The sequence below is a fragment of the Cytobacillus spartinae genome (assembly GCF_042865285.1).
GTDB lineage: Bacteria > Bacillota > Bacilli > Bacillales > Cytobacillaceae > Robertmurraya_A > Robertmurraya_A spartinae.
This window is the reverse complement of record NZ_JBIACK010000007.1, coordinates 148,618-172,710: the sequence shown is the minus strand read 5'-3', so window position 1 is coordinate 172,710 and position 24,093 is coordinate 148,618. Positions and strand designations below refer to the sequence as shown.

The window sequence follows — 24,093 nt, the reverse complement described above, 5'->3', positions numbered from 1 at the left end:
CCTATTATAAAAATAGAAAAAGAAAGTACGGTGATGAACATGAAAAGAATAATCTATGTGGAAGATGATATAGAGATTGGAAGCTGGGTAAGGAATGATCTAGAAGAACGAGGATATTTAGTAGACTGGTTAAAATCTGGTGTCCGCGCCACTGAATTGATTCACCAAGCTGATTTAGTCATTCTAGATGTTATGCTGCCGGAGTTAGATGGTTTTACGGTTGGGCAAAGAATAAAAAAAGAAGCTCCGAATCTTCCTATCCTAATGCTATCAGCCAGAACAGCAGTGGATGATAAACTTCAAGGATTGCAATTTGCAGACGATTATTTAACGAAGCCCTTTCATCCTGATGAATTGGCAGCGCGAGTGGAAGTGTTACTTAGAAGATTTGGTCAGACGTTTTCGGAAGAAATCCATCTAGGACATCTGAGAATTAATTTGGAAAGTAACCAAATTCTAAATGAAGAAACCGGAGAAGAGCTTATTTTAACGGGAAAGCAATATCATATCTTTATGTATTTTTTAAAGCACCCAAATCAAATTTTGACCAAGGAACAAATCTATGAGGCCGTATGGGGAGAGTCTTATATAGAAGGAGACAAATCCTTAATGGTCCATATTCGCCATCTTCGTGAAAAGGTTGAAAGAGATCCTGGGAACCCTACTATTATTGAGACGATTCGTGGGATTGGATATAGGGTGAAACAATGAAGTTAAGAAACTCTCTATTGGTAAGATACCTTCTTATTATATTGATTGCGATTATGATTTTACCGCTTTCTTTTCCTGTTATGGCCATTCTTTTTTATGCTCCTATCAGTCTAAAAGAAGAAGCTCCTAATTTATATCTAGATGGAACAGATATTGAACGAACTTGGAGGCTGGCAGCAACAGATCTTGCAGGTGCATCAGATGAAGAAATCAACAACAAGATAAATACTCTCCATAGTAAGTATGATAAGGCTAGTATGTTTTGGGTTGATGAAACAGGCACAACGAAACTCATGATCCCGGCTGGACAGAGTATTCCGTCAGAATGGACCCCATCCTATACAGTGGATTTTATGAAACAACGATACGGAGGCGACCCTTTTACTATTGTTTCTTTTATTGGGAATTCAAAAACAGAAGGATTTATGGTGTTTCAAGTTCCCCGTTCAGAAATGATTAGTATGGGTGAGAAAATTAGAGATGAGTATGACTATATTATGGTAATTGGTACCATAGCCATTTTAGTGATATTTGTTTTTATGTCAGGTATTTTCTTTTATAAAATTAGAAAACGACTAATACGAGTTGCAAAGGCGATGACAACTCCTGCAGAGAACGGAATTCCATTACCTATATCCATACAAAAACAGGATGAGATTGGACAGCTTGAAAATGCCTTCAACGAAATGATTAAGGAATTAGAAATTAGCCGAAAACGGGAAAAAGAAGAAGAAGGACTAAGAAGGCAACTGATTGCAAACCTATCACATGATTTAAGAACTCCATTAACAACGATAAGGAGTCATACATATAGTTTGCAAAAAGAAGTTATGAGTGACAAAGGCAAGCAGTCGATTGAGTTGATTGATAAAAAAATATCTTATTTAGGTCAGCTAATTGAAAATTTACTCTCATACACTCTTCTTTCATCAAAAAAATATCCATATAACCCACAAAGAATAGATGTGGCTCGAAAACTAAGAGAGTGTTTTGCCAATTGGTACCCTGTATTTGAACATGCAGGCTTTGAAATAGAACTATACACACCTGAACATCCCGTCTATTGGATTGTAGATGCACAATGGTTTGAGAGGATCCTCGATAACCTATTCCAAAATATTAACCGACACGCAGCAACAGGAAAATATATAGGAATAAAACTAGAAGAAAAAAATGACCGCACCACCCTAACCATCCAAGACCACGGACCAGGAATGGACGGCCAATCAAACGGAAAAGGTGCCGGAATCGGCCTAACCATCGTTTCATTAATGATTAAAGAGATGAACCTAAACTGGGATATTAATAGTAGGAACAACGGAACGACGATAAGTATTTGGAAATAAGGAGCCCAGTTAGGTTCCTTTTTTTATTGAGGAATAAATTATTTTCAGCCAAGTTGATTGGAGCGAAAGGCGCGAGAATCCTGCGGGAGAACGGGTCAGGGGAGACCCCACAGGCGCATTATGCGCCGAGGAGGCTCCCCGACTCGCCCGCGGAAAGCGAGTGCCTGTAGCGTAAATCAACAACAAGGTTAATGTGAAATCTTATAAATGATGTAGTTCTAACAATCTTCTAAACAACAAGAGAAAAACCATAAATTTAAACAAAACTTAAACTCCACTCCTCCCTTAATTTAACCTTCGATGTCTATCATGAATATCGAGGTGATGACAAAATGAACGAAATGATTATCCAAACCAATCAATTAACCAAAACATTTGGCAAAAGAGCCGCTGTCGAAGATGTAAATCTACAAATTAGAAAAGGTGAAATATATGGATTCCTTGGCCCTAATGGAGCTGGAAAAACCACAACCATTCGTATGCTATTAGGACTTTCAAAACCTACAAAAGGCTCCATTCATATTTTCGGAAAAGACATGAAAAAAGAAAAACTAAATGTATTAAAAAAAGTGGGATCTCTAGTAGAGTACCCATCCTACTATGGCCATTTAACCGCAAAAGAAAACTTAGAGGCAGTTCGTAGATTGATTGATGCCCCTAAATCAAGAATCGATGAGGTGCTATCCATTGTCCGTCTATCTAATGAAGCAACTCGTCCTGTAAAAGGATTCTCCTTAGGAATGAAACAACGACTAGGAATTGCCACAGCCCTTTTAGGAAACCCTGAATTACTAATTCTTGATGAACCGACAAATGGATTAGATCCATCTGGAATTTTAGAAGTAAGGGAATTAATCAAGAGCATGCCAAAGGAGCACGGAATTACAATTGTAGTTTCAAGCCATTTACTATCAGAGATTGACCAAATGGCAACGCAGGTTGGAATTATTTCAAAAGGAAAAATGATTTTCCAAGACTCGATTGAAACCTTAAGAAGACAAGCATCCAATAAAATTAAGATTTCTGTTAATGACTCAGAAAAAGCATGGAAATGGCTCCTGTCAAACGGCCATAATGCTGAAATGGAAAAAGGCAATCTGTATATTGATTATTCAACAGATGAAAAAGTTTCTGCAATCGTTGAAAAGCTCGTAAAAAATCAATTCTCCATTTACCGAGTACAAGAAGAGAAGAAATCGCTAGAGGATATCTTCTTACAGATTACTGGTGAAGGGGTGAGCTTATAATGTTTCAGGTACTATCCTCTGATTTATTAAAGGTTAAAAGAAAGTTAATTTGGTTTCTAATCTTTTTAGGCCCTTTCGGTGTAATTGCTTTAGAAGCAGTTAATTTCACGGTAAGGTATGAATATTTAACAACACGATATGCTGATGATTTATGGGGAGGTCTAATAGAATCGGTTAGATTCCTCACCATCCCAGTCCTATTTATTGGGTTAACCATTATATCTTCCATGATTGCAAATATTGAACATCAAACAAATGCATGGAAACAAGTATTGTCCCTACCGATTTCGAGAACAAAAGTATTTACTGGGAAGTTTGCTTTAACCACAATTATGTTGTTGGTTTCAACAACTTTGTTAGGAATTGGCACAGTTATTTTAGGGTTAGCGTTAAAGTTTGGGTCAGATGTTCCCTTCATGTACTTATTAAAAATGACATATTACCCTTACTTTGCTGCTCTACCTTTTGTAGCACTTCAAGTCTGGCTTTCTATAACCGTTAAAAATCAGGCAACCCCTTTAACAATTGGGATTTTAGGGATGATCCTCTCGATGTATTCAATGGGAATGCCTGATTTTGTTCCATATAAATGGGCTTCATTAGAGAATCAATGGGGTGAACCTATCTACTCGGTAGTTGCAGGATTAACAGTAGGAATGGTGATCTATGCAATAGGGGTTATCGATTTTGCTCGAAAGGATGTTAGTTAAATGGTAAATGTCTTAAGTTCAGAATTTCTTAAAATAAAGAAGTCTAGTATTTGGGGATTAATTTTTATAAGTCCGTTATTGTCTACACTTGTTGGGTTAGGTGAAACCATGGATGAAACGATGAATCCGTGGCTTGGGACGATTGGGCTCATGTCTTTCTTACATGCATTGCTGTTTTTACCTTTATTAACAGGGGTATTCTCTGCCTTTGTATGTCGGTTTGAGCACATAGGCGGAGGGTGGAAACAACTATTATCCATGCCCGTATCAAGGAATAATGTATACATTTCGAAATACCTATTAGTAATGGGTTTACTGGCTCTAACCCAACTATTATTCTTAGCAGGACTAATTGTAATTGGAGAGATCAAGGGATTTGAAGGTCCTATTCCTTGGAATATGGTTACTACAAGTGTGGTAGGTGGTTGGATTGCCTGTCTTCCACTTGCAGCTTTACAGATGCTAGTTTCAGTCGCTTGGTCGAGCTTTGCAGCACCACTAGCCATTAATGTTATTTTGACGATTCCTAATATCTTGGTCGTAAACTCAGCAGAATATGGTCCATACCATCCTTGGGCACAACCATTCCTGGCCATGATGCCAAGGTCTGATGAGAGTTTCGGGGCGTTAAATGTTTCACCAGAAACTCTTTACTTTGTCATTTTAGGAAGCTTTGTACTCCTATTTCTTTCAGGATTAACCTATTTCAATAGAAAAGAAATTTAGCAGCACCCATCTATAAGGTTGGGTGTTTTTTTTGTATAGATAATTATGAACATTTTTTAACAATAAGGAGATTACACTATCAGCGGGTGGTTTAGAGTGATAAAAGTTACAGTTCAAATCGGTCAAAAGAAATACCATTAACACGATAGGAATATTACAAAGTTTTATTTTTTTACTATAGTAATGGTAGTTATATGAAGAGTTCACAAAATAGATATAAAAATGCCACAATTTTGTATGTTCTTTGCCACAATTTTGACGTTTTTTCTATTGTTTTTAGTATAAATTTATAACGCAACCTAATAAATACTCTATTTACTGTAGGAAATATAACATTTTTGTAATTGTGATAATTGTCGCAGAGGCAAAAGATTACTTTTTTTACAATAGTGAATGTAGAGGAAATTCTCTCTACCAAAAAGAGGTGGAAATATGAATAAGAAAGGTTGTCCTGATGAGTATCCAATTACTCTAATTGTGAATGGATATGAAGTAGCCGTATTTCAACTTACAAAGCTAAATCTTGAAGACTGGGTTTATGGCTATCTTTTCTCAGAGGGAATGATCGAGAACGCAAGTGATGTTCGATCAGTTACAGTTAATGAGGAAACAGGATCCATTCAGGTTACATTAACGGAAGACTTTGATCCGGAGCAGATGTTTTCGAAAAAGAAGCATTATACAGCTGGATGTGGAAGAGGAGTAACATTTTTCTCCATGACAGATGTGAAAACGTTTACCAAGGTTGAAGAAGGAAAAACGTATCCGTTAAGCTTCATTTTAAAAATGCGTAGTGAATTTGCCAAACAATCCCCATTGTATTTAGAAACAGGTGGAATGCATGGTGCTTGCATTGTGGATGAGCATGGAAATATTACGGTTAGAGAAGACATTGGGCGTCATAATGCAGTTGATAAGATTATTGGCTACGCAGTCCGAAATAAATTAGATCCGAAAACGTTGTTACTTTTAACAACTGGAAGAGTTTCGTATGAAATGCTATCAAAGGCAGCCAAATTTGGATTTGCAGTGGTCGGTTCACGGACGGCAGCAACTAAACAAGCTATTCAACTAGCAAAATATTTAAACATCGAAGTGATCGGTTATTTGAGGGGAAGAATGGCTATACCATACACCTCATTTGGAAGGATCATAAACGACCTTGAAGAGCGTCATTTGGGGGTTCATCCTAATTAAGGATTTATCTATAAATTGTAATGTTCTATTCTTTTAAAAACTTAAACAGAGGCTGGGGAGCCTTTGTGAAAAAAGTAGGGGGGATATAAGCTATGGAGATCAATGTTACCAGAAGGCAGTTCTTGAAACTGTCTGGTGCAATGGCAGCAACTCTGGCGGTTGTTGAGCTTGGTTTTAATGAAAAGCATGCAAAAGCTAAATCAGGCGAATTTAAAATCGCTAAGCTGAAGCCGACTCCGACAATCTGTCCGTACTGTTCGGTAGGTTGTGGTATTTTAGTATATTCTAAGGATAATGACGTGGTTTATACAGAAGGAGATCCAGATCATCCAATTAATGAAGGGTCTTTATGTAGTAAAGGAACAACGGTACGTCAAGTATTTACGTCCGAAAAACGTATAACAAAACCAATGTACCGTGCTCCAGGCAGTGATAAATGGGAAGAAGTAGATTGGGACTTTGCTCTTGATAGAGTAGTTAAAAACATTAAGGATACTCGTGACCGCACTTTTATTCAAAAAGAGAATGGATTCACAGTAAACAGAGTTGATTCAATTGCCTATTTAGGTGGAGCTGCTCTTGATAATGAAGAATGTCACTTATTACAAAAATTGTTCCGTCCTGGTTTAGGGTTAACCTATATTGAACACCAGGCCCGAATATGACACAGTTCAACGGTTGCCGGTCTGGCACCTACATTCGGTCGTGGAGCAATGACAAATCACTGGAATGATCTTCAGTATGCAGATGTTCTAATGGTTATTGGAGCAAACCCTGCTGAGAATCATCCAATTAGTTTTAGATGGATTTCAAAAGCGAAAGAAAAAGGTGGGAAACTAATCTCGGTTGACCCACGTTATACGAGAACATCACAGATGGCAAATATGTACGGACAGCTTCGTTCAGGTACGGACATTGCGTTTATCGGTGGGATGATCAACTATGTTCTTGAAAATGACCTTTATTTTAAAGAATATGTAGCAAATTATACAAATGCAGCCTACATCGTTTCTGACACGTACTCATTTAAGGATGGTATGTTTAGTGGTTATGATGAAGGAAGCAGAAAATATGATAAGACAAAGTGGAATTTTAAAACGGATGAAGAGGGCAAGGTTCTTACAGACCCTACTTTAAAAGATCCAAACTGTGTATTCCAGCTTATGAAAAAACATTATGCTCGTTATGATGTGGATACAGTAGTTGGGGTAACTGGAACTGATAAGCAAACTTATCTAGATATTTGTAAAACATACGGAGAAACTGGAAAAGTAGGTAAGGCCGGTACCATTTTATATGCAATGGGTGGAACTCAGCATACAGTTGGTACGCAAAATATTCGTGCTTATGCCATTCTTCAGTTACTTCTAGGGAACATCGGGATTGCTGGTGGCGGCGTTAATGCTCTACGTGGAGAGTCAAACGTTCAAGGTTCAACAGACTTCGGGCTTCTATATCACAATGTACCAGGTTATATGAAAGTGCCTGAAGCAACGGATGTAGATGCAACATACAAAGGGTTCCTTGACAGAGTGACACCTAAATCAGGCTATTGGACAAATATGCCTAAGTTCTATACGAGTATGTTGAAGTCTTTCTACGGGAACAACGCAACAAAAGGAAATGAGTTTGGATATCACTTTATGCCTAAGCTGTCAGCTGGCAAGAACTACTCATTCCTGAGACTATTTGATGCGATGTATCGAAAAGAACTTGAGGGCTTAATTTTATTTGGATCGAACCCAGTAGTTGGAGGGGCGAACGTAAATAAACAACAAGGTTCTCTTTCTAACTTGAAATGGATGGTTGCTGTTGATCTGTTCGAAACAGAAACTTCTGCATTCTGGCAAAAAGAAGCAGGTTCTGATCCAGCATCTATTCAAACAGAGGTTATCTTCCTACCAGCTTGTGCTTCATTTGAAAAAGAAGGATCTGTTACAAACTCTGGTCGTTGGATGCAATACCGTTGGCAAGGAATTAAGCCAAAGGGTGAATCATTGGCTGATTTAGAAATTGTTAATATGCTGGCTCGTCGTCTAAAAGAAGCCTATAAAAATGAATCAGGTCCAGCAGCTCAACAAATCAATGCTCTTACATGGGAATACGGAGATAGCGACCACCCAGACATTGACTTAGTGTGTAGAGAAATAAATGGTTACGATATGAAAACGAAGAAACAAATTAAAATCTTCGGTGACTTAAAAGACGATGGTTCAACATGTAGCGGTAATTGGATTTACTGTGGTTTCTACCCTGAAGAAGGAAACTTATCAAAACGTCGTGATAATACAAACGAGGGAATGAGCAACTTCCTGAACTGGTCTTATGCTTGGCCAGCAAACCGCCGCATTCTATACAACCGTGCAAGTGCTGATCTAAATGGTAAAGCATGGAGTAAGGACCGTGTTGGAATTGAATGGAATGCATTAGAAGGAAAATGGATGGGATATGATGTTCCTGACTTCGCAGCAACAAAAGGTCCGGATGATCCAACATTCAATGATCCATTCCTAATGATGGCTGGTGGTAAAGGTGCACTTTACTCGGCAAATGGACTGAATGAGGGACCATTCCCAGAGCATTATGAGCCTTATGAAAATCCTATGAACAATGCATTTTCAAGTGTACAGTTAAACCCTGCTGTACAGTTTGGAGAAGAAGAAATGAATGCGAAGGGTGATGTTTCGAAGTATCCTATCGTTGCCACCACTTATCGTGTATCGGAGCATTGGCAATCTGGTGCAATGACAAGAAACGTACCATGGTTAGCTGAGCTGTTCCCACATATGTTTATTGAAATTAGTGAAGAGTTAGCGAAAGAAAAAGGGATCAAAAATAAAGAAAAGATCATCGTATCATCAGCACGTGGTGAGATTGAAGCGTATGCGATGGTTACGAAACGCTTTAAGCCTTATAAATTAAAGGATAAAACACTTCACCATATTGGGATGCCTTGGCATTATGGTTACAAAGGAATTGCGACGGGTGCAACAGCTAACCGCTTAACACCGCATATCGGAGATGCGAATTCAACCATCCCAGAGTATAAAGCATTCCTATGCGATGTAAGGAGGGTGTAACGAATGGCAGATTATATTAAGTTTGTAGACGTTACAAAATGTGATGGGTGCCGTGCTTGTATGGTAGCTTGTAAAAACTGGAATGACCTTCCTGCAGAACCAGAAGGATTCCTTGGAAGCTATCAATCTCACGAAAACTTAACGGCTAATACATGGAATGTGATTACCTTTAATGAGCAAGAAACTTCTAATGGAGGATTTGAATGGTTATTTAGACATCAATCTTGCCTTCACTGTGTGCAAGCGGCTTGTGAAAAAGCTTGTCCTGAAGACGCGATTAGTCATACGAAGTTTGGATCTGTTGTCATTAATGCAGATAAATGCGTTGGATGTGGCTACTGTGTAGAGAACTGTACATTCGATGTTGTGAAACTAGCAACTTACAAAGATAAGAATGGCAAAGAGTACCGCAAAGCACAAAAATGTACACTTTGTACAGATCGTCTAGAAGAAGGATTACAGCCAGCTTGTGTAACAGCGTGCCATACGGACTGTCTGATTTATGACGAAAAAGAAAAGGTATTATCGGAAGCAAACAAACGATTAGCGAAAATCAAAGACAGATTCCCTAATGCAAATGTGTATAATCCACAAGGTATTGAAGGAACAACAACTGTCTACTTATTAGCTGATAAGCCATCTGTGTACGGTCTTCCAGAAGATCCAAAAATTCCACTATCTCAAGTCGTTTGGAAGGACTATGCTCAGCCACTTGGAAAAGCGATGTTCGGTGTAACTACTATGGCGGTTGTAGGTGCTGTCATTGCGAACGCTGTTAAGAAGGATAAAGGTGATCATAAAGGAGGAGAAGATAACCATGAGTAAGGGTAAACAAAAGATGGTAAAGCGTTTTAGTAAACCTGTCATCATTGCCCATTGGGTAAATGCACTAGCATTTTTCGTACTCTATATCTCAGCTCTTCCTATGTACACTGAATTCTTCGATTGGTTATATGTATTATTCGGAGGTCCAGAAGGTGCAAGGTTGGTTCACCGTATTTTTGCGGTAATCTTTATCTTACCTATTGTCTTTATCTTAATCGCTGATCCGAAGAGCTTTTTTCACTGGATTAAACAAATTTTCACATGGCGAAAAGATGATATTGAATTTTTAAAAGCATTTCCGAAAGAGTTTTTCGGAGGACATCCAAAGACTCCTAAACAAGACTTTTACAATGCTGGGGAAAAAGTAAACTCTTTACTTATTATCGTGACGACTGTCATGTTAATCGCCTCAGGGGTGATTATGTGGTTCCCGCAATTTTTCCCACAAGGAGCTGTTATGTGGGCGTATCCAATTCATAATATTGGACTGGGCTTGTCTGCAGCAGTAGTGGTTGGACATATCTACCTATCTATTGGTCATCCCGGATCAAAAGCTGCCTTCAGAGGAATGGTCAAAGGGGATATTCCAGAGGATTTTGCGAAAGCACACCATGGCCGTTGGTATGATGAACTTCAAAAAGAAAAACAACCTAAAAAGAAAACAAGTTAATTTATTTAGCGCTATATCAAATGAATCAATCTGAACCCCATAAAAGGAAAGAGCTACCCAGCGTATTGGGTAGCCTTTCCTCTCTATTTTATCAAATGCAAGAGGTGATTAAGAAATGAGTGTTTTAACAAATGATTATGAACAACTAGAAGAACGAATCCAAGTTTTAAGCGAAAACTGGAGCAATCAGTTAGAAGTGGAAGCTCTTACGAACGCCGATGTCATCTCAGGTTTGAAACAATATCCGATTATCCCACAGCTAGACCTGACGATTAATCTAGATAAATTCAAATCCTTTATATTAGAACTAAGTCATTTACTCAAAGAACATCAACCAGCGGTTACCGATGATATAAATAAAATTGAAAGCACCCTTTCGGATGAAGTACTTCAAAGATGGTCTAAAGAAGCGATTGCTGTTAACATCTACTACTTTGAACAGTATGCTCAAGACCTTGAAGTTGAAGATTGGCTTGGCTTATTTCTAGCAGAACATGCCGTTCGTCCTTTTCTAAGAAAAATATCTTCTGAAGTTAAGGAAACAATAAAGGAAGTAGATTCATGCACAGGCTGTCCAACATGTGGAGAACCAGCTCGCTTAGCTGTCATTAGTAAATCAGGAAAGAAAGAACTTACTTGTCCACGCTGTGATTTTACATGGGAAGAGAAAAAAATAAGCTGTGCACACTGCAAAACAGAGGAACATGCAGACTTAGAGATTTTAACCATTGAAGGCGATGAAAAGACGCAGATCCATGTTTGCCATAAATGTAACGGGTATACAAAGGTGATTGATGTCCGTAGAATGATTAAAAAAGAATCTCCACAACTATTAGATATTAAAACGATCCATTTAGACTATATCGCTCAAGAAAATGGGTACGGAATCACAGAAGGAAAAGACACTCATTAAACTAAGGTATTATTAGTTTAACGGTGGTTTCTAAGTTGTTCTTAGGAGGTGTGTAATCGACATGCAAGCAACAGGAATTATTTTAGCAGGTGGAAAATCAAGTCGCATGGGCACAAACAAAGCTCTGCTGAAAATTAATGGTGTAACAACAGTCGAAAGAGTCGTTACAGAACTTAGGAAAATAGTAGACGAAATCATCATCGTAACAAACTCATTTGAAGATTATGCGTTTTTAAACTTACCAATGGTTGAAGATCACTGGAAGGGGATGGGGCCTCTTGCTGGTATTCATGCAGGGCTAACCGCATCCAAAACGGAAAAGAATATTGTTGTTGCTTGTGACATGCCTTTTATATCCTATCAGTTTGGAAAACTACTGCTACAAAAATTGGCTCAATATCAAGCTGCTGTTCCTGAGATTGCTGGACAACTACATCCTCTTTTTGCGGCCTATCGCAAGGAAGTGAAAGGAGAAGTAGAAAGAGCAATTCAAGAAAATCAGCTTAAAATTAGAGCTATTTTACAACATATTCACGTTAAGATTGTTAAGGATGATGAATTTGAGAATCTTGGTATCAGGCTTGATGAGACCTTTTTCTATAATATGAATCATCCAAATGAGTACGAGAATGCTATCAATATGTTTAAAAATCGTTCAAAAGAAAGCAGAGAGTCCTAATGAAATTTTTCCAAGTAAAGTCAGTAGAAGAGACGTTTCAATTAATAAACGAAAATATTACTCCTTTATCGGAAAAAGTCTCGAAGCCACTTTTCGAAGCGCTTCATTTCGTTTTAGCTGAAGATATAGAAGTAAAAGAGAATGTACCGAATTTCCGTAGATCATCCGTTGATGGATATGCAGTTAAAGCAGCAGATACGTTTGGATCCTCTGAAAGCATGCCAGGTTTTTTGAATCTAATTGGAGAAGTAAAGATGGGGGAGACTCCTTCGAGAATGATTCAAATGGGAGAAGCGATGTATGTTCCTACTGGGGGAATGCTTCCTGAGGGAAGTGATTCTGTTATCATGATTGAGCACTGCGAGGATATCAGTGGGTTGCTTAATGTATACCGTCAAATCGCACCAAATGAAAATGTCATTGCAATAGGAGAAGATTTAAGAAGAGGGAATGTTCTTCTCTCCAAAGGTACAAAACTACGTCCACAAGAGTTAGGAGCACTAGCTTCACAAGGAATTATTGAAGTAGCTGTGTTTAGAAAACCGATTATCGGTTATCTATCTTCTGGGGACGAAATCATGCCAATGGAGACGGAAGCATTAGAATTGGGTCAAGTTCGTGATATGAATGGCATCACCATCGGATCCCAAGTGGCTCAATGGGGAATGACCTTTCTCTATGGTGGAGTTGTTAAGGACGATCAAGCAGAGCTTGAGAGAAGGGTACGCGACATGATTGAAAAGGTAGATTGCTTGGTTCTATCTGGAGGTAGTTCTGTTGGAACAAAGGATTATTCTGTCGACGTAATCCAGTCACTCGGTGATCCAGGTGTGTATGTTCATGGCATATCTATTAAGCCAGGAAAGCCTACGATCCTATCAAACGCAAATGGCAAGCCCGTAATAGGCTTACCAGGTCATCCAGCTTCGGCCATGATTATTTTTCATTTGTTTGGAAAAGCCATTCTGGACCGACTACAGGGAATGGAATTAGAAGAAAAACAATTAACGTTTGCTAGGGTAACCAAAAACATTCCATCTGCTCCTGGAAGAACAGACTTTGTGCGAGTAAGGCTTTTTGAAAAAGATCAAGAGTGGTATGCAGAACCAATCTTAGGAAAATCCGGTCTCATCTCGACACTTGTAAAAAGTGAAGGAATGATAGAGATTTCTTCAGAAAACGAAGGAGTTTATAAAGGGGACTTAGTACCAATTAGACTATTTCAGTAAGGTGAGGAAATATGGTTAACAAACAGTATAAACGAAAAATTTATCTTCAAGATAAACCTCGAGGTTTTGCAAGAGAGGAAATGCTAGCTCATTTTAAACCAAGGATGGAAACAGAAAGAATTTACAGTGCTGATGCCCTTGGAAGAGTGACAGCAGAACCTATTTATGCAACCAATTCAATGCCTCACTACCATGCGTCTGCCATGGATGGGATTGCCGTAATAGCCGAGGCTACTTACCTAGCCCACGAGCAGAACCCTATTCAGCTAAAACGAAATGAAGATTTTGTCTATGTAGATACAGGAAATGAAGTTCCGCCACCTTTCAATGCGGTAATTATGATTGAACATGTTGAAGAAATAACAGAAGATGTACTAGAAATTATCGAACCAGCATCCCCTTGGCAGCATATCCGACCAATTGGGGAAGATATTGTACAAGAGGAAATGCTATTCCCTCAAGGTCATATCGTTAGACCCGTTGATATTGGGGTATTGCTAGCATCACAGTCAACGATGATTGACGTGATTAAAAAACCGGTAGTTACAGTGATCCCGACAGGAAATGAGTTGATCACTCCTTATGAGACAGCTTCTCCAGGGAAATTAATCGAGTTTAATGGCACGGTTATATCCAGTTTCATCACAGAATGGGGAGGCGAAGCGATATTATCTCCTATTGTGAAAGATGATCCGGAAAAAATTAAAGAAGCTTTGTTACATGCTGCTAATACTTCTGACGTCGTTGTTATTAATGCAGGTTCTTCAGCTGGATCGAAGGATTACACGGTCCACATTATCGAAGAACTTGGAGAAGTTTTTACACATGGAGTTGCAACAAGACCAGGAAAACCTGTTATTATTGGAAAAATAAATGAAACGATAGTCATCGGAATTCCAGGATACCCTGTCTCCGCCTATTTAGCATTAGAGTGGTTTGTAAGGCCTCTCGTTTGCAAGTGCTTGCAAATTCCAGAACCAAGTAGACCTTTATTAAAAGTAAAATTAGGAAGACGAATCGTATCCACTATGGGTGCTGAAGATTTTGTTAGAATGAACATTGGTTATGTAAATGGGGAGTTTATTGCCAACCCATTAACAAGGGCAGCTGGTGTCACGATGTCATTGGTTCGAGCAGATGGATTATTAGTAGTTTCCCCCGATCAGCTAGGATTCGAACAAGGTGATATCGTAGAGGTTGAGCTTTTAAAACCAGTAGAAGAAATAAAGTCAGCAATTGTTTTTAATGGAAGTCACGATTTAACGATTGATCTTCTAACTTCACAATTAAAGAAAAACCATGTAACATCTAAAATAATATCCTCCCATGTAGGAAGCATGGCAGGAATTATGGCCATCAAAAAAGGGGAGGCCCATATTGCGGGTATTCACCTTTTAGACCCTGAAACAAAACAATATAATGTATCCTATGTACAGCGATTTTTATCAGGAGCAGATGTTGTACTGTATCCATTTTTAAAGCGAACACAAGGATGGTTTCTACCAAAAGGAAACCCTCTTCAAATAAATCATATAAAAGATATTGCTAAAAAGCAGGCGCACTTCGTTAATCGTCAAAAAGGGGCAGGTACAAGAATATTACTTGATCTACTTCTAAAAGAAAACGAGATAACACCTGATCAAATAAAAGGATACCAAAGGGAAATGTTCTCCCATTTAAGCGTAGCCGCAGAAGTAAAAGGAAACAATAATGCCGTTGGACTAGGAATATACCCTGCTGCAAAAGCAATGGGGCTAGATTTTATCCCCTTAGCAGATGAAAACTATGATCTACTAATGACAAGAGAATTCTTTGAAAGTGATCAGGGGAAATCATTAATTGAAATAATTCAGTCGGAACAATTCCAAACACAAGTTAATCAAATTGGCGGGTACTCAGTTATAAAAAACCCTGAACCTATTTATTTTTAATTAAGGCTCATAGAATCAGTGTTGGAGACCCATTACGAATTGCAACATTCTATGCGAAAAACAGCTTAAATTAATGTATATTTCAAAAGGTGATACTTTTTATAAATCTTAAAAACCTAAGTTGATTGGAGCGGAAGGCACTTGACTCCTGCGGGATGTAGAGGGAAGTGTGAGACCCTACAGGCGAAGCCGAGGAGGCTCACATCCCTCCCCTAAGAGGAATCGAACCCCATTCCTCCTAGGAAAGAAAGTGCCTGTAGCGGAAATCAACAACAGGATTATCTGAACTAGACAACGAAAAAAGCTCCCCAGGAGGGTAAAAATGAACTTTGAAATCGCAAAAGACCCTATTAATATACAAGAAGTCATAGATAAAGTCATCCAGCGTGAAGCAGGTGCCATTACAACTTTTATCGGCACCGTACGTGAGCTCACAGCAGGAAAAAAGACTCTTTACCTCATCTACGAGGCATACGAGCCAATGGCCGTAAAAAAACTAGAGCAAATCGGTACTGAAATCGGCGAACGTTGGCCTGGATCAAAAGTAGCCATTACTCATCGAGTTGGGAAGCTAGACATTACCGATGTAGCCGTAGTCATCGCCGTTTCTACCCCTCACCGGGCAGATGCGTATGAAGCAAACCGATATGCGATTGAAAGAATTAAAGAAATTGTGCCGATTTGGAAGAAAGAACATTGGGAAGACGGACAAGAATGGATTGGGAACCAGTTAGAAACGGTAGCCTATCCAACTGGCAAACCAGAGGAGAAGGATTTAAATGAATAAAATCTTATTTTTTGCCCATTTAAAAGACGTTACCGAAGAAGAATTCATTATGATGGATGTATCAGGAAAGTCAGTGGCTGAAGTAAAAGAAATCCTTTTACAAAAATATGATCGACTCAAGCTAGATACGGTGATGACTGCGGTTAACGAAGAGTTCGCAACAAATGATGAAACGATAAAACCCGGCGATGAAATTGCCTTTATCCCTCCGGTAAGCGGTGGTTGATTCTAGTATAAAGGTTTTTAAGGTGATGGGGGGTGCAAATGAATGGATGAGCGCTACTCTCGACAAATCTTATTCACACCGATAGGCAAACCAGGACAAGAAAAGATCAGTTCCAAACACGTGTTGATCATTGGCGCAGGCGCTCTTGGTTCTAGCAATGCCGAAACCATGGTTAGAGCCGGTATTGGACGGCTCACCATTGTGGATAGAGATTACGTAGAATTTAGTAATCTACAGAGGCAGCAGCTTTATACGGAAGAAGACGTAATAGAAAAGCTTCCTAAAGCAGTTGCTGCGGAAAAAAGGCTGAGAGCTATTAATTCTGGCGTACAAATCAACTCTATTGTTGGAGACGCCAATTATGAAATGTTTGAGGAATTAGTAGCTGGAGTAGATTTGATTCTTGATTCGACCGATAACTTCGAGACGAGAATGTTGATTAATGATATTTCTCAAAAATATAACATCCCTTGGATTTATGGTGCGTGTGTTGGAAGCTATGGAATGAGCTTTACGATTATTCCAGGCAAAACACCATGTTTAAACTGCTTACTTAAAGCCATTCCGATGCAAGGAATGACATGTGATACGGCAGGCATTATTGGTCCCACTGTTCAGATGGTGATTGCTCATCAAACTGCAGAGGCGTTAAAAATTTTGGTCGAAGACTGGGATTCGATTAGAAACTCCTTTCTAAGCTTTGACTTATGGCGAAATCAATATACAAGCATGAAGATGGGCAAAGCAAAGGATGAGGGCTGCTTATCATGTGGGACTTCCCGAACTTATCCTTACTTAGACAAAAATAATCTAATGAAATCAACCGTTTTATGTGGTCGGGATACGGTACAAATTAGACCTCCTGGAAATGTTGATATTAACTTAAACGACTTAGGCGGACGTTTACAATCTCTCGGATATGATGTGAAAGGAAATCCATATCTTTTATCCATTGAAATGCCTGATCAACGCCTAGTCATTTTCAGTGATGGCCGAGCCTTAATACATGGCACAAAGGATATGACATACGCAAGAACCATTTATCAACGCATATTAGGCTAAGGCTCTTTTCGTAAACTTTTTTGATATTTAAATACTTCAAACTACTTTCTGAAACGATTCTTGTGCTGTTTTCTTCCTTCTACGAAGAAAAGATGCGAAGTAGCACAGAACCCGTGTTGAAGAATATATACGAATAGCAACAATCAGTGCGAAAACAGTCTAGGCTAAAAGAACACCTTCGATTTTAAACGAAGGTGTTCTTTCTTCCTCTCTTATGTGAAATTAAATTTAATAAATATACCTGTTATAAGTTGAATCGGCCTGATTAGATCCAATCAGTATAAGTTTTCCTTCATCCAGCTTTTCTTCCATTTGTTCAGCTTCTACTTGGCTCAATCCGAGCGATCTCATTTTAGATCGGAGTTCGTCTCCTCTATCTCGAAACACATTCCCGATTGATTCAAAAATTCCTTGCTCTTTAATCCCTACTTCCCCTGTATCGGTTCCATCCGTAATTTGTTCAGAAAGATATTTATCATGAGCAAAAATATAAATTTGTTTCTGCTCATAACCTGAAGACCTCATTGATTCAACTGTATTAGATGCTTGTACGACATTTTCAACAACATGTACATGATACATACAATCTCCTCCTTCATTTTTAAAATAAAGCCTCTATTATTTCTATAACCTATTTCATGTCTATTAAACTATCTTTTTATATACTTTAACGAAATCTACCATTCGTTCTTTTTCAGCAAAAGATTACAAAATTTGCATCTATCACTTTATAATAGAGTGTAATAGCGACGAAAGGCGTGAAAGAATGACAAAAAAAGATGAGGAAATCCTCACACAATTAGAGGCTATTATGGAAGAGTTAAAAGAGGCCCGTCAACAATCGGCAAGTACAATAGCTATGGAACGTAAACCCTTTACCTTAGGTCATTATTTAAAAGCAGGGTTAAGACTTTGGAGTATAAAGATTAGTGTAATTTTGATCTTATTAGTTTTAATAGGAACGATAATAGGAGCTAGTATTTTTTATTTTACAAGTAGTAGTGTTCATACAGAGAAGGGAAGTTTTGTCGAACAAATAAGGGATTTGTCGTCCCTTGCAACTTCTCAAGCTTATGTAAAAGCAGTGATTGAAAAAGAAGACAATCAATTATTTGGGAAAGAGATTAGTACAAATATTCCTGGTACCAAAAGAAAGCTTCTTTTAATCATACCTGGGTCGGTAACGGCAGGAGTAGATTTAGAACAGCTGCAGGATGATGACATAAAGCTTATGGAAGAGGAGAAGAGATTGGAAATTACACTTCCAAAAGCAGAACTCCTTCAAGACCCATCCTTAGACTTCGAACAAGCTCAAACCTTCTCTGTAGAAGGGATTTTTAGAGGAGAAGTCAATTGGGATGAAGGCTATGAGTTAGCAAAAGAGGCGAAGGATAAGGTAGTAGAAGAGGCTCTAACACAAGGTTTACTTCAAACCGCTGAGAAAAATGCAGAAAAAATGTTAACAGAGTTTTACTCAAGAGTAGGGTATGATGTCGTAATTCACTTCCAGGATTAAAGAGGTAATAGAATGGTCTATCAAGTTTTACAAAATAATTGGAATGAAATAGTAGGCAACGAGTTTAAAATGAATTACTTTAAAAGTTTGAGTCAGTTTTTAGAAGAAGAATATCAAAATGAGCTTATATATCCAGAAAGAAATGAAATCTTTAATGCCCTTAACTATACTGATTATCATGATGTAAAGGTTATTATACTTGGTCAGGATCCTTACCATGGTCCAGGTCAAGCACATGGGTTAAGTTTCTCAGTAAAGCCTGGAGAGAAGATTCCGCCTTCTTTACTTAATATATATAAAGAACTAAACGCAGACATAGGGTGTGAAATTCCCAGCCATGGCTATCTAAAAAAATGGGCTGACCAAGGAGTTTTGTTGTTAAATACGGTTTTGACTGTCCGTTCTGGGCAAGCCCATTCTCACCGAGATCAGGGATGGGAGACGTTTACAGATAAAGTAATTAGCAGTTTAAACAAAAGGGAGAAGCCAGTTGTTTTTATTTTATGGGGACGTCCTGCTCAAAGTAAAATGAAATGGATTGATCGAGAAAAGCATTATATCCTTTCATCCCCACATCCAAGTCCATTATCCGCTCATCGAGGTTTTTTCGGAAGTAAACCTTTTTCAAAGGTCAATGATTTACTAAGAAAGATGGGCGAGAAAGAGATTGATTGGCAAATAGAAGATAGGTAAGGAATGGAGATACATGTCGAATGGTGAGTCTAGCATTCGACTTGTTTCACGTGAAACAACAAATTGCGACAATCCTACCTGTTGAGAGACTTTAAAGTAGAAGGTATGTTACTTTTATAAAGAGAGATTAGTAGATAGGGAAACGGGGCTTAACCAGATATAAATGAAAAGTCTTAAAAGGAATGACAAATGTGAAGACGGAGAGAATTGATTGTTACAAGTGTAAACACTTTTACGTGACTTGGGATCCAAATTTTCCAAAGGGATGCAGAGCATTTCAATTTAAAACAAGACAGTTTCCTTCTGTAGAAGTCTTAAAGGCTTCAGGGGAACCATGTCTTCGATTTGAGAAAAAATAGTCTCTACTAATGGAGTTATTACATAAGGAATCATCATCATACATTTAAAAAAGTTTGTTTATACTGAGAGTAGAGGTGAAGAGTTTGAGTATACCAGTAAGAAAGTTGCTTGAAAAAATGGAGCAAGAAATGACCCAAGCTAAAAGGAGTGAATCTTCTGCTCACATAAGAGAGCGCGTTCATGCCATCAAAACATTATGTGAACTGGTCCTTGATGAACAAGTGAAGATGGAGGGCACACTGAAAGTTGCAACTTCAACATCCATCACACAAGGACAACCCGTAAGTGTTCAACAACAAACCAAGCGGATGGAAATAGACGATCAATCAAATGGAGAGTCATTATTTGATTTTTAACGAAAGGGGTCAAAACAAGATGAAATTATTTATTATTTTAGGAGCAATAAATGCTTTTTTATCTGTAGCATTAGGAGCATTTGGCGCACATGGGCTTGAAGGAAAAGTGGAACCGAAGTATTTAGATATTTGGAAGACTGGGGTAACCTACCAGATGTTTCACGCAACGGGACTTTTAATTATAGGGGTATTATTAGGAAAACTGCCTACTAGTGCACTGCTGTCATGGTCTGGGTGGTTAATGTTAATTGGCATTATTTTATTTTCAGGTAGTTTGTATGTCCTTACTTTAACAAAAATTGGTGTTTTAGGAGCGATTACTCCTTTAGGTGGAGTCTCATTTTTAGCTGCTTGGATTCTAATCATCATAGCTGCCGTAAAGTATTTATAATAATAAGAAGGAGCTCTGACACGATGTCAGGCTCCTTTTCATTTACACACTATTATCTAGGTGTATAAGTTGTCATCCCTGGTACCCCAAATGGGTAATCATATTCTAATTCTTCATCAAACGTTGCATATGCAAAGTAAACCATTGGAATTAAATATCTCATTCCAGTTTGAGGGTCACTTAAAATTAAGTGGTCCCTACCAGCTGCTTCAATGATCCCCTTGAAAGTTCTAGCAAAAGATTCGTCTGTTGTTTCAAATAACGTATAAACAGTCGTTAACTTCCCTTTATTCAATCGTAAAATGTTTTCAATATACGATTGTTCTAAAGGAAGCATACCAGGTATTTGAGGCGCTGGTGTTGGTGCAACTGCACCTGGGAATCCTGGAGCCCCTCCAGCAGGTGGTATATAAGTTGTAGCTGGTGCAGTTGGATAAACCGGCTGGCTGCCATATCCAGTTTTTTGTGGCTGTGTACCATATGTAGGTACTTGGCCTGTTGCTCCTGCTCCATAGTTTTGTGCAGGTTGTTGATAACCGTATTGTCTATTTGCATTCGTGCCATATTGTGACAATAGAACCCCTCCTAATTAATGGTTAATTATAAGGCCATCGTTTCGTTAAAAGCGCAAACTGCTTCTAGAAACAATCATTAACAAAGACTAGACTACACATCAAAAAAACTTTGCCTTTCTTTCACCTCTCTTTGCTGTCATCAAGTATGGTGGTGAAATGATGATTGGCACCATTATTAGAAACATTCACTATTTCATAGATATGTAGGAGATGTACGCTTTATGACAAAGGCTTTAATCGTAACCTAGGAGAGGTGGAAACTTGTTTGATAAAGCCCTTAAGCTTTAGGGGTATATGTACTAGAAACATGCGTTTTTTATGTGGAAATCATGCTAATCACAAAAAAGCTCCCAGCAAATAGCTGAGAGCACAGAAATATTATTCATTAACGTGTAAAAACTTATGTACCGCTTCTTCTTCTAGAAGATTTCCTACGAAGAATGCTCCGAATTCTCCAAAGCGAGCACTTACTTCATCAAAACGCATTTCATAAACAAGTTTTTTGAATTGAAGTACCTCATCAGAGAATAACGTTACGCCCCACTCATAATCATCAAATCCAACAGATCCTGTGATGACTTGTTTTACTTTTCCTGCATATCCACGACCAATCATTCCGTGGCTACGCATCATGTTGCGGCGGTCTTCCATCGGAAGCATATACCAGTTATCAGTACCTTGACGACGCTTATCCATAGGATAGAAACATACATGCTTTGCCTTTGGTAGAGTCGGGTAAAGGCGCGCTAAAATTTCTGGGTTTTCATATGGATTTTGACCTGCTGGTAGGTAGTTACTTAATTCAACAACAGAAACATAAGAGTGCGCTGGAATTGTAAACTCAGCTAACTTTGATTTATTGAATTCTGTCTCAATTTCATTTAATTCTTCCATAGTTGGTCGTAAAATCATCATCATAAAATCTGCTTTTTGACCAACAATTGTATATAATGCATGACTGCCTTCTTTGTTGCTTTGCGTTTTATTCCATTTTTCAACTAAACCTAAAAATTCGTTGATAGCCTCTTGTCTTTCTTCACTAGGTAGCATCTTCCATGTTGTCCAATCTACGGTACGGAAATCATGAAGACAATACCACCCGTCAAGCGTTTGTGCTGCTTCACTCATTCAAATCACTCCTAAAAATAAATTTCAACGAGTTTCATAAATCGATTAATACCAATAGAATCTTGCCTAAATATGTACGTTCATAGGTTAAAAATCGTTTGGTTATGAAACCATCCTTTGGCAAATACATGAATACTATATCATAGTTTCACCATGAAACGTGTGAATAAAACACGAAAATGTGACAACTTTTTCCGTATAGAATCTTCTTAAAAAGGATATTTTGTAAAAAAGTAGTGGATATTAAAAATGTTTTGAATGGAATTTAATGAATGATAAGGGTTTCAATCTTTAGAAAAGAAAGACATTTCACCTGTAAGCGATACCAATCTTGAAATTCTATAGTGGAGGAGTATCCTAGAAGTAGAGGAAAAAGGAGGATTCGTGATGAGTGATTTATTTGAAGGCTTAAAAAATAAAGTATCGGGAAACAACTTGAAAATTGTTTTTCCTGAAGGATTAGATGAACGAATTATTTCTGCGGCAGGGCGCTTGGCTGCAGAGGGAATTTTAACACCGATTCTAGTAGGAAATATTGAAGAAATCAGCCAAAAAGCGGAAGGTTTAAATGTAGGATTAGAGTCTGTAGAGATATATGACCCAGCCAATTTTGCAATGATGGACGCTCTTGTAGCTTCATTTGTAGAAAGAAGAAAAGGCAAAGTGACTGAGGAAGACGCACAGAAGATTCTATTAGATGAAAATTATTTTGGTACGATGCTCGTTTATTCCAATAAAGCCGATGGGTTAGTGAGCGGCGCTGCTCATTCAACAGCGGATACCGTTCGCCCTGCTCTTCAAATTATCAAAACGAAAGAAGGAGTCAGAAAAACATCAGGTGTTTTCATCATGGTGCGTGAAGATGAGAAATACGTATTTGCTGACTGTGCTATCAATATTTCACCTGATAGCAAGGACTTAGCTGAAATCGCTATAGAAAGTGCGAAAACAGCAAAAATGTTTGACATTGATCCAAGAGTTGCGATGCTTAGCTTCTCAACAAAAGGATCTGCCAAATCACCAGAAACGGATAAAGTATCAGCGGCACTAGAAGAAGCAAAATTAAGAGATCCTCTTCTTGTCATAGATGGGGAATTCCAATTTGATGCTGCTTTTGTTCCATCTGTAGCAAAAAAGAAAGCACCAGATTCACCTATTCAGGGAGATGCCAACGTCTTTATTTTCCCAAGCCTTGAAGCAGGGAATATTGGATATAAAATTGCCCAGCGTCTTGGGAATTTTGAAGCAGTTGGACCAATTCTTCAAGGGTTAAATCAACCTGTTAATGATTTATCAAGAGGTTGTAACGAAGAAGATGTCTACAAGCTTTCATTGATTACAGCTGCTCAAGCTCTTAAGCAATAAGGTAGACTTTCGGGGATAGATTGTATTTGTCGAATAATCGATATATGTAAAAATTCGTGCATATCTTTCAGGAATTCGTGCATATATATTGAAATTTGTTAGATAAAATCTCTAATTTGTTCGATATCTTATTTTTGTAGGCAGTTTGGAAGTCTTGTTCGTGCAAAAACAGGGTTTTATAAATGAATTTTTCTCTAAAAGAGTCAGACTATCGTATCTGGCTCTTTTAAATTTATGTATAATCGCTACCTTATTAGCGAACAGCAAAAACATGCTATAATAAGTTGTATTTTTTACATTTTAATATAAGGCTCTTTTCGTTAACTTTGTTGCTATTTAAATACTTTAACTGTTTTTGAAGTAGTATTGT

At 38.1% G+C, this 24,093-nt stretch carries 24 protein-coding genes; 21 read left to right on the top strand and 3 right to left on the bottom strand.

Annotated features, from left to right (window positions below):
- The first annotated feature begins 39 nt into the window (after window positions 1-39).
- The 16 genes from ACFYKX_RS15095 (at window position 40) to ACFYKX_RS15020 (ending at window position 17,339) form a co-directional block, all read left to right on the top strand.
- On the top strand, window positions 40-711 hold the full coding sequence (locus ACFYKX_RS15095) for a response regulator transcription factor (protein WP_389361890.1): 672 nt from the start codon (window positions 40-42) through the stop codon (window positions 709-711).
- The gene (locus ACFYKX_RS15090; protein ID WP_389361889.1) at window positions 708-2,057 is read left to right on the top strand and encodes a sensor histidine kinase; all 1,350 of its coding nucleotides are present in this window, start codon (window positions 708-710) and stop codon (window positions 2,055-2,057) included. Before ACFYKX_RS15095 ends, ACFYKX_RS15090 begins: the two co-directional genes overlap by 4 nt.
- 332 nt (window positions 2,058-2,389) lie before the next feature.
- Window positions 2,390-3,304, top strand: coding sequence for an ABC transporter ATP-binding protein (locus ACFYKX_RS15085; protein WP_389361888.1), 915 nt, complete (start codon window positions 2,390-2,392; stop codon window positions 3,302-3,304).
- On the top strand, window positions 3,304-4,014 hold the full coding sequence (locus ACFYKX_RS15080; RefSeq protein WP_389361887.1) for an ABC transporter permease: 711 nt from the start codon (window positions 3,304-3,306) through the stop codon (window positions 4,012-4,014). Before ACFYKX_RS15085 ends, ACFYKX_RS15080 begins: the two co-directional genes overlap by 1 nt.
- Window positions 4,015-4,740 carry an ABC transporter permease gene (locus ACFYKX_RS15075; protein ID WP_389361886.1) on the top strand — a complete coding sequence of 242 codons (726 nt, stop codon included), beginning with the start codon at window positions 4,015-4,017 and terminating at the stop codon, window positions 4,738-4,740. It abuts the gene before it with no gap.
- A 432-nt stretch (window positions 4,741-5,172) separates the two neighbouring features.
- Entirely contained in the window at window positions 5,173-5,937 is a 765-nt protein-coding gene (gene fdhD, locus ACFYKX_RS15070; protein ID WP_389361885.1) for a formate dehydrogenase accessory sulfurtransferase FdhD, read from the top strand.
- A 98-nt stretch (window positions 5,938-6,035) separates the two neighbouring features.
- Window positions 6,036-9,017 carry a formate dehydrogenase-N subunit alpha gene (fdnG, locus tag ACFYKX_RS15065; protein ID WP_389361972.1) on the top strand — a complete coding sequence of 994 codons (2,982 nt, stop codon included), beginning with the start codon at window positions 6,036-6,038 and terminating at the stop codon, window positions 9,015-9,017.
- A 3-nt stretch (window positions 9,018-9,020) separates the two neighbouring features.
- Window positions 9,021-9,842 carry a 4Fe-4S dicluster domain-containing protein gene (locus ACFYKX_RS15060; RefSeq protein ID WP_389361884.1) on the top strand — a complete coding sequence of 274 codons (822 nt, stop codon included), beginning with the start codon at window positions 9,021-9,023 and terminating at the stop codon, window positions 9,840-9,842.
- A complete protein-coding gene (locus tag ACFYKX_RS15055; RefSeq protein WP_389361883.1) occupies window positions 9,835-10,512 on the top strand; it encodes a formate dehydrogenase subunit gamma in 678 nt (225 codons plus the stop codon). Before ACFYKX_RS15060 ends, ACFYKX_RS15055 begins: the two co-directional genes overlap by 8 nt.
- 115 nt (window positions 10,513-10,627) lie before the next feature.
- Window positions 10,628-11,425, top strand: a complete 798-nt coding sequence (locus ACFYKX_RS15050) for a formate dehydrogenase accessory protein FdhE (protein WP_389361882.1) — start codon at window positions 10,628-10,630, stop codon at window positions 11,423-11,425.
- A gap of 61 nt (window positions 11,426-11,486) precedes the next feature.
- Window positions 11,487-12,104 carry a molybdenum cofactor guanylyltransferase gene (gene mobA / locus ACFYKX_RS15045; protein ID WP_389361881.1) on the top strand — a complete coding sequence of 206 codons (618 nt, stop codon included), beginning with the start codon at window positions 11,487-11,489 and terminating at the stop codon, window positions 12,102-12,104.
- Window positions 12,104-13,333, top strand: coding sequence for a molybdopterin molybdotransferase MoeA (locus ACFYKX_RS15040; protein ID WP_389361880.1), 1,230 nt, complete (start codon window positions 12,104-12,106; stop codon window positions 13,331-13,333). Before mobA ends, ACFYKX_RS15040 begins: the two co-directional genes overlap by 1 nt.
- Before the next feature lie 11 nt (window positions 13,334-13,344).
- Window positions 13,345-15,264 carry a molybdopterin biosynthesis protein gene (locus ACFYKX_RS15035; protein ID WP_389361879.1) on the top strand — a complete coding sequence of 640 codons (1,920 nt, stop codon included), beginning with the start codon at window positions 13,345-13,347 and terminating at the stop codon, window positions 15,262-15,264.
- A gap of 322 nt (window positions 15,265-15,586) precedes the next feature.
- Window positions 15,587-16,051, top strand: coding sequence for a molybdenum cofactor biosynthesis protein MoaE (locus ACFYKX_RS15030; protein ID WP_389361878.1), 465 nt, complete (start codon window positions 15,587-15,589; stop codon window positions 16,049-16,051).
- Entirely contained in the window at window positions 16,044-16,277 is a 234-nt protein-coding gene (moaD, locus tag ACFYKX_RS15025; RefSeq protein WP_389361877.1) for a molybdopterin converting factor subunit 1, read from the top strand. Before ACFYKX_RS15030 ends, moaD begins: the two co-directional genes overlap by 8 nt.
- 42 nt (window positions 16,278-16,319) lie before the next feature.
- Entirely contained in the window at window positions 16,320-17,339 is a 1,020-nt protein-coding gene (locus ACFYKX_RS15020; protein ID WP_389361876.1) for a thiazole biosynthesis adenylyltransferase ThiF, read from the top strand.
- 228 nt (window positions 17,340-17,567) lie between these two features.
- Here ACFYKX_RS15020 and ACFYKX_RS15015 read toward each other — a convergent pair whose 3' ends face one another.
- A complete protein-coding gene (locus tag ACFYKX_RS15015) occupies window positions 17,568-17,921 on the bottom strand; it encodes a general stress protein (RefSeq protein ID WP_389361875.1) in 354 nt (117 codons plus the stop codon).
- A 184-nt stretch (window positions 17,922-18,105) separates the two neighbouring features.
- On the opposite strand from ACFYKX_RS15015, the gene ACFYKX_RS15010 reads away from it, so the two are divergent.
- The 4 genes from ACFYKX_RS15010 to ACFYKX_RS14995 all read left to right on the top strand — a co-directional run bounded on the left by ACFYKX_RS15010 (window position 18,106) and on the right by ACFYKX_RS14995 (window position 20,655).
- Window positions 18,106-18,855: a DUF4230 domain-containing protein gene (locus ACFYKX_RS15010; protein ID WP_389361874.1), complete on the top strand. Its 750-nt coding sequence runs from the start codon at window positions 18,106-18,108 to the stop codon at window positions 18,853-18,855.
- A 12-nt stretch (window positions 18,856-18,867) separates the two neighbouring features.
- Window positions 18,868-19,548, top strand: coding sequence for a uracil-DNA glycosylase (locus ACFYKX_RS15005; RefSeq protein WP_389361873.1), 681 nt, complete (start codon window positions 18,868-18,870; stop codon window positions 19,546-19,548).
- A gap of 443 nt (window positions 19,549-19,991) precedes the next feature.
- A complete protein-coding gene (locus tag ACFYKX_RS15000; RefSeq protein WP_389361872.1) occupies window positions 19,992-20,264 on the top strand; it encodes a YwdI family protein in 273 nt (90 codons plus the stop codon).
- Window positions 20,265-20,283: 19 nt separating this feature from the next.
- Window positions 20,284-20,655: a DUF423 domain-containing protein gene (locus ACFYKX_RS14995; RefSeq protein WP_389361871.1), complete on the top strand. Its 372-nt coding sequence runs from the start codon at window positions 20,284-20,286 to the stop codon at window positions 20,653-20,655.
- Between the two features lie 52 nt (window positions 20,656-20,707).
- On the opposite strand, the gene gerQ is transcribed toward ACFYKX_RS14995, so the two are convergent.
- Window positions 20,708-21,229 (bottom strand): spore coat protein GerQ, encoded by a 522-nt coding sequence (gene gerQ, locus ACFYKX_RS14990; RefSeq protein ID WP_389361870.1) that lies wholly within the window; start codon window positions 21,227-21,229, stop codon window positions 20,708-20,710.
- A gap of 379 nt (window positions 21,230-21,608) precedes the next feature.
- Window positions 21,609-22,358: a hydrogen peroxide-dependent heme synthase gene (gene hemQ, locus ACFYKX_RS14985; RefSeq protein WP_389361869.1), complete on the bottom strand. Its 750-nt coding sequence runs from the start codon at window positions 22,356-22,358 to the stop codon at window positions 21,609-21,611.
- Between the two features lie 387 nt (window positions 22,359-22,745).
- On the opposite strand from hemQ, the gene pta reads away from it, so the two are divergent.
- Entirely contained in the window at window positions 22,746-23,723 is a 978-nt protein-coding gene (gene pta / locus ACFYKX_RS14980) for a phosphate acetyltransferase (RefSeq protein WP_389361868.1), read from the top strand.
- The last annotated feature ends 370 nt before the right edge of the window (window positions 23,724-24,093 follow it).

Coding starts and splice junctions, on each gene's coding strand:
- ACFYKX_RS15010 (WP_389361874.1), top strand. CDS start 18,106: ATGACAAAAAAAGATGAGGAAATCCTCACACAATTAGAGGCTATTATG.
- ACFYKX_RS15060 (WP_389361884.1), top strand. CDS start 9,021: ATGGCAGATTATATTAAGTTTGTAGACGTTACAAAATGTGATGGGTGC.
- ACFYKX_RS15005 (WP_389361873.1), top strand. CDS start 18,868: ATGGTCTATCAAGTTTTACAAAATAATTGGAATGAAATAGTAGGCAAC.
- hemQ (WP_389361869.1), bottom strand. CDS start 22,358: ATGAGTGAAGCAGCACAAACGCTTGACGGGTGGTATTGTCTTCATGAT.
- moaD (WP_389361877.1), top strand. CDS start 16,044: ATGAATAAAATCTTATTTTTTGCCCATTTAAAAGACGTTACCGAAGAA.
- ACFYKX_RS15050 (WP_389361882.1), top strand. CDS start 10,628: ATGAGTGTTTTAACAAATGATTATGAACAACTAGAAGAACGAATCCAA.
- ACFYKX_RS15075 (WP_389361886.1), top strand. CDS start 4,015: ATGGTAAATGTCTTAAGTTCAGAATTTCTTAAAATAAAGAAGTCTAGT.
- ACFYKX_RS15090 (WP_389361889.1), top strand. CDS start 708: ATGAAGTTAAGAAACTCTCTATTGGTAAGATACCTTCTTATTATATTG.
- mobA (WP_389361881.1), top strand. CDS start 11,487: ATGCAAGCAACAGGAATTATTTTAGCAGGTGGAAAATCAAGTCGCATG.
- ACFYKX_RS15015 (WP_389361875.1), bottom strand. CDS start 17,921: ATGTATCATGTACATGTTGTTGAAAATGTCGTACAAGCATCTAATACA.
- fdhD (WP_389361885.1), top strand. CDS start 5,173: ATGAATAAGAAAGGTTGTCCTGATGAGTATCCAATTACTCTAATTGTG.
- ACFYKX_RS15080 (WP_389361887.1), top strand. CDS start 3,304: ATGTTTCAGGTACTATCCTCTGATTTATTAAAGGTTAAAAGAAAGTTA.
- pta (WP_389361868.1), top strand. CDS start 22,746: ATGAGTGATTTATTTGAAGGCTTAAAAAATAAAGTATCGGGAAACAAC.
- ACFYKX_RS15035 (WP_389361879.1), top strand. CDS start 13,345: ATGGTTAACAAACAGTATAAACGAAAAATTTATCTTCAAGATAAACCT.
- ACFYKX_RS15095 (WP_389361890.1), top strand. CDS start 40: ATGAAAAGAATAATCTATGTGGAAGATGATATAGAGATTGGAAGCTGG.
- ACFYKX_RS15085 (WP_389361888.1), top strand. CDS start 2,390: ATGAACGAAATGATTATCCAAACCAATCAATTAACCAAAACATTTGGC.
- ACFYKX_RS15020 (WP_389361876.1), top strand. CDS start 16,320: ATGGATGAGCGCTACTCTCGACAAATCTTATTCACACCGATAGGCAAA.
- ACFYKX_RS15055 (WP_389361883.1), top strand. CDS start 9,835: ATGAGTAAGGGTAAACAAAAGATGGTAAAGCGTTTTAGTAAACCTGTC.
- ACFYKX_RS14995 (WP_389361871.1), top strand. CDS start 20,284: ATGAAATTATTTATTATTTTAGGAGCAATAAATGCTTTTTTATCTGTA.
- ACFYKX_RS15030 (WP_389361878.1), top strand. CDS start 15,587: ATGAACTTTGAAATCGCAAAAGACCCTATTAATATACAAGAAGTCATA.
- ACFYKX_RS15040 (WP_389361880.1), top strand. CDS start 12,104: ATGAAATTTTTCCAAGTAAAGTCAGTAGAAGAGACGTTTCAATTAATA.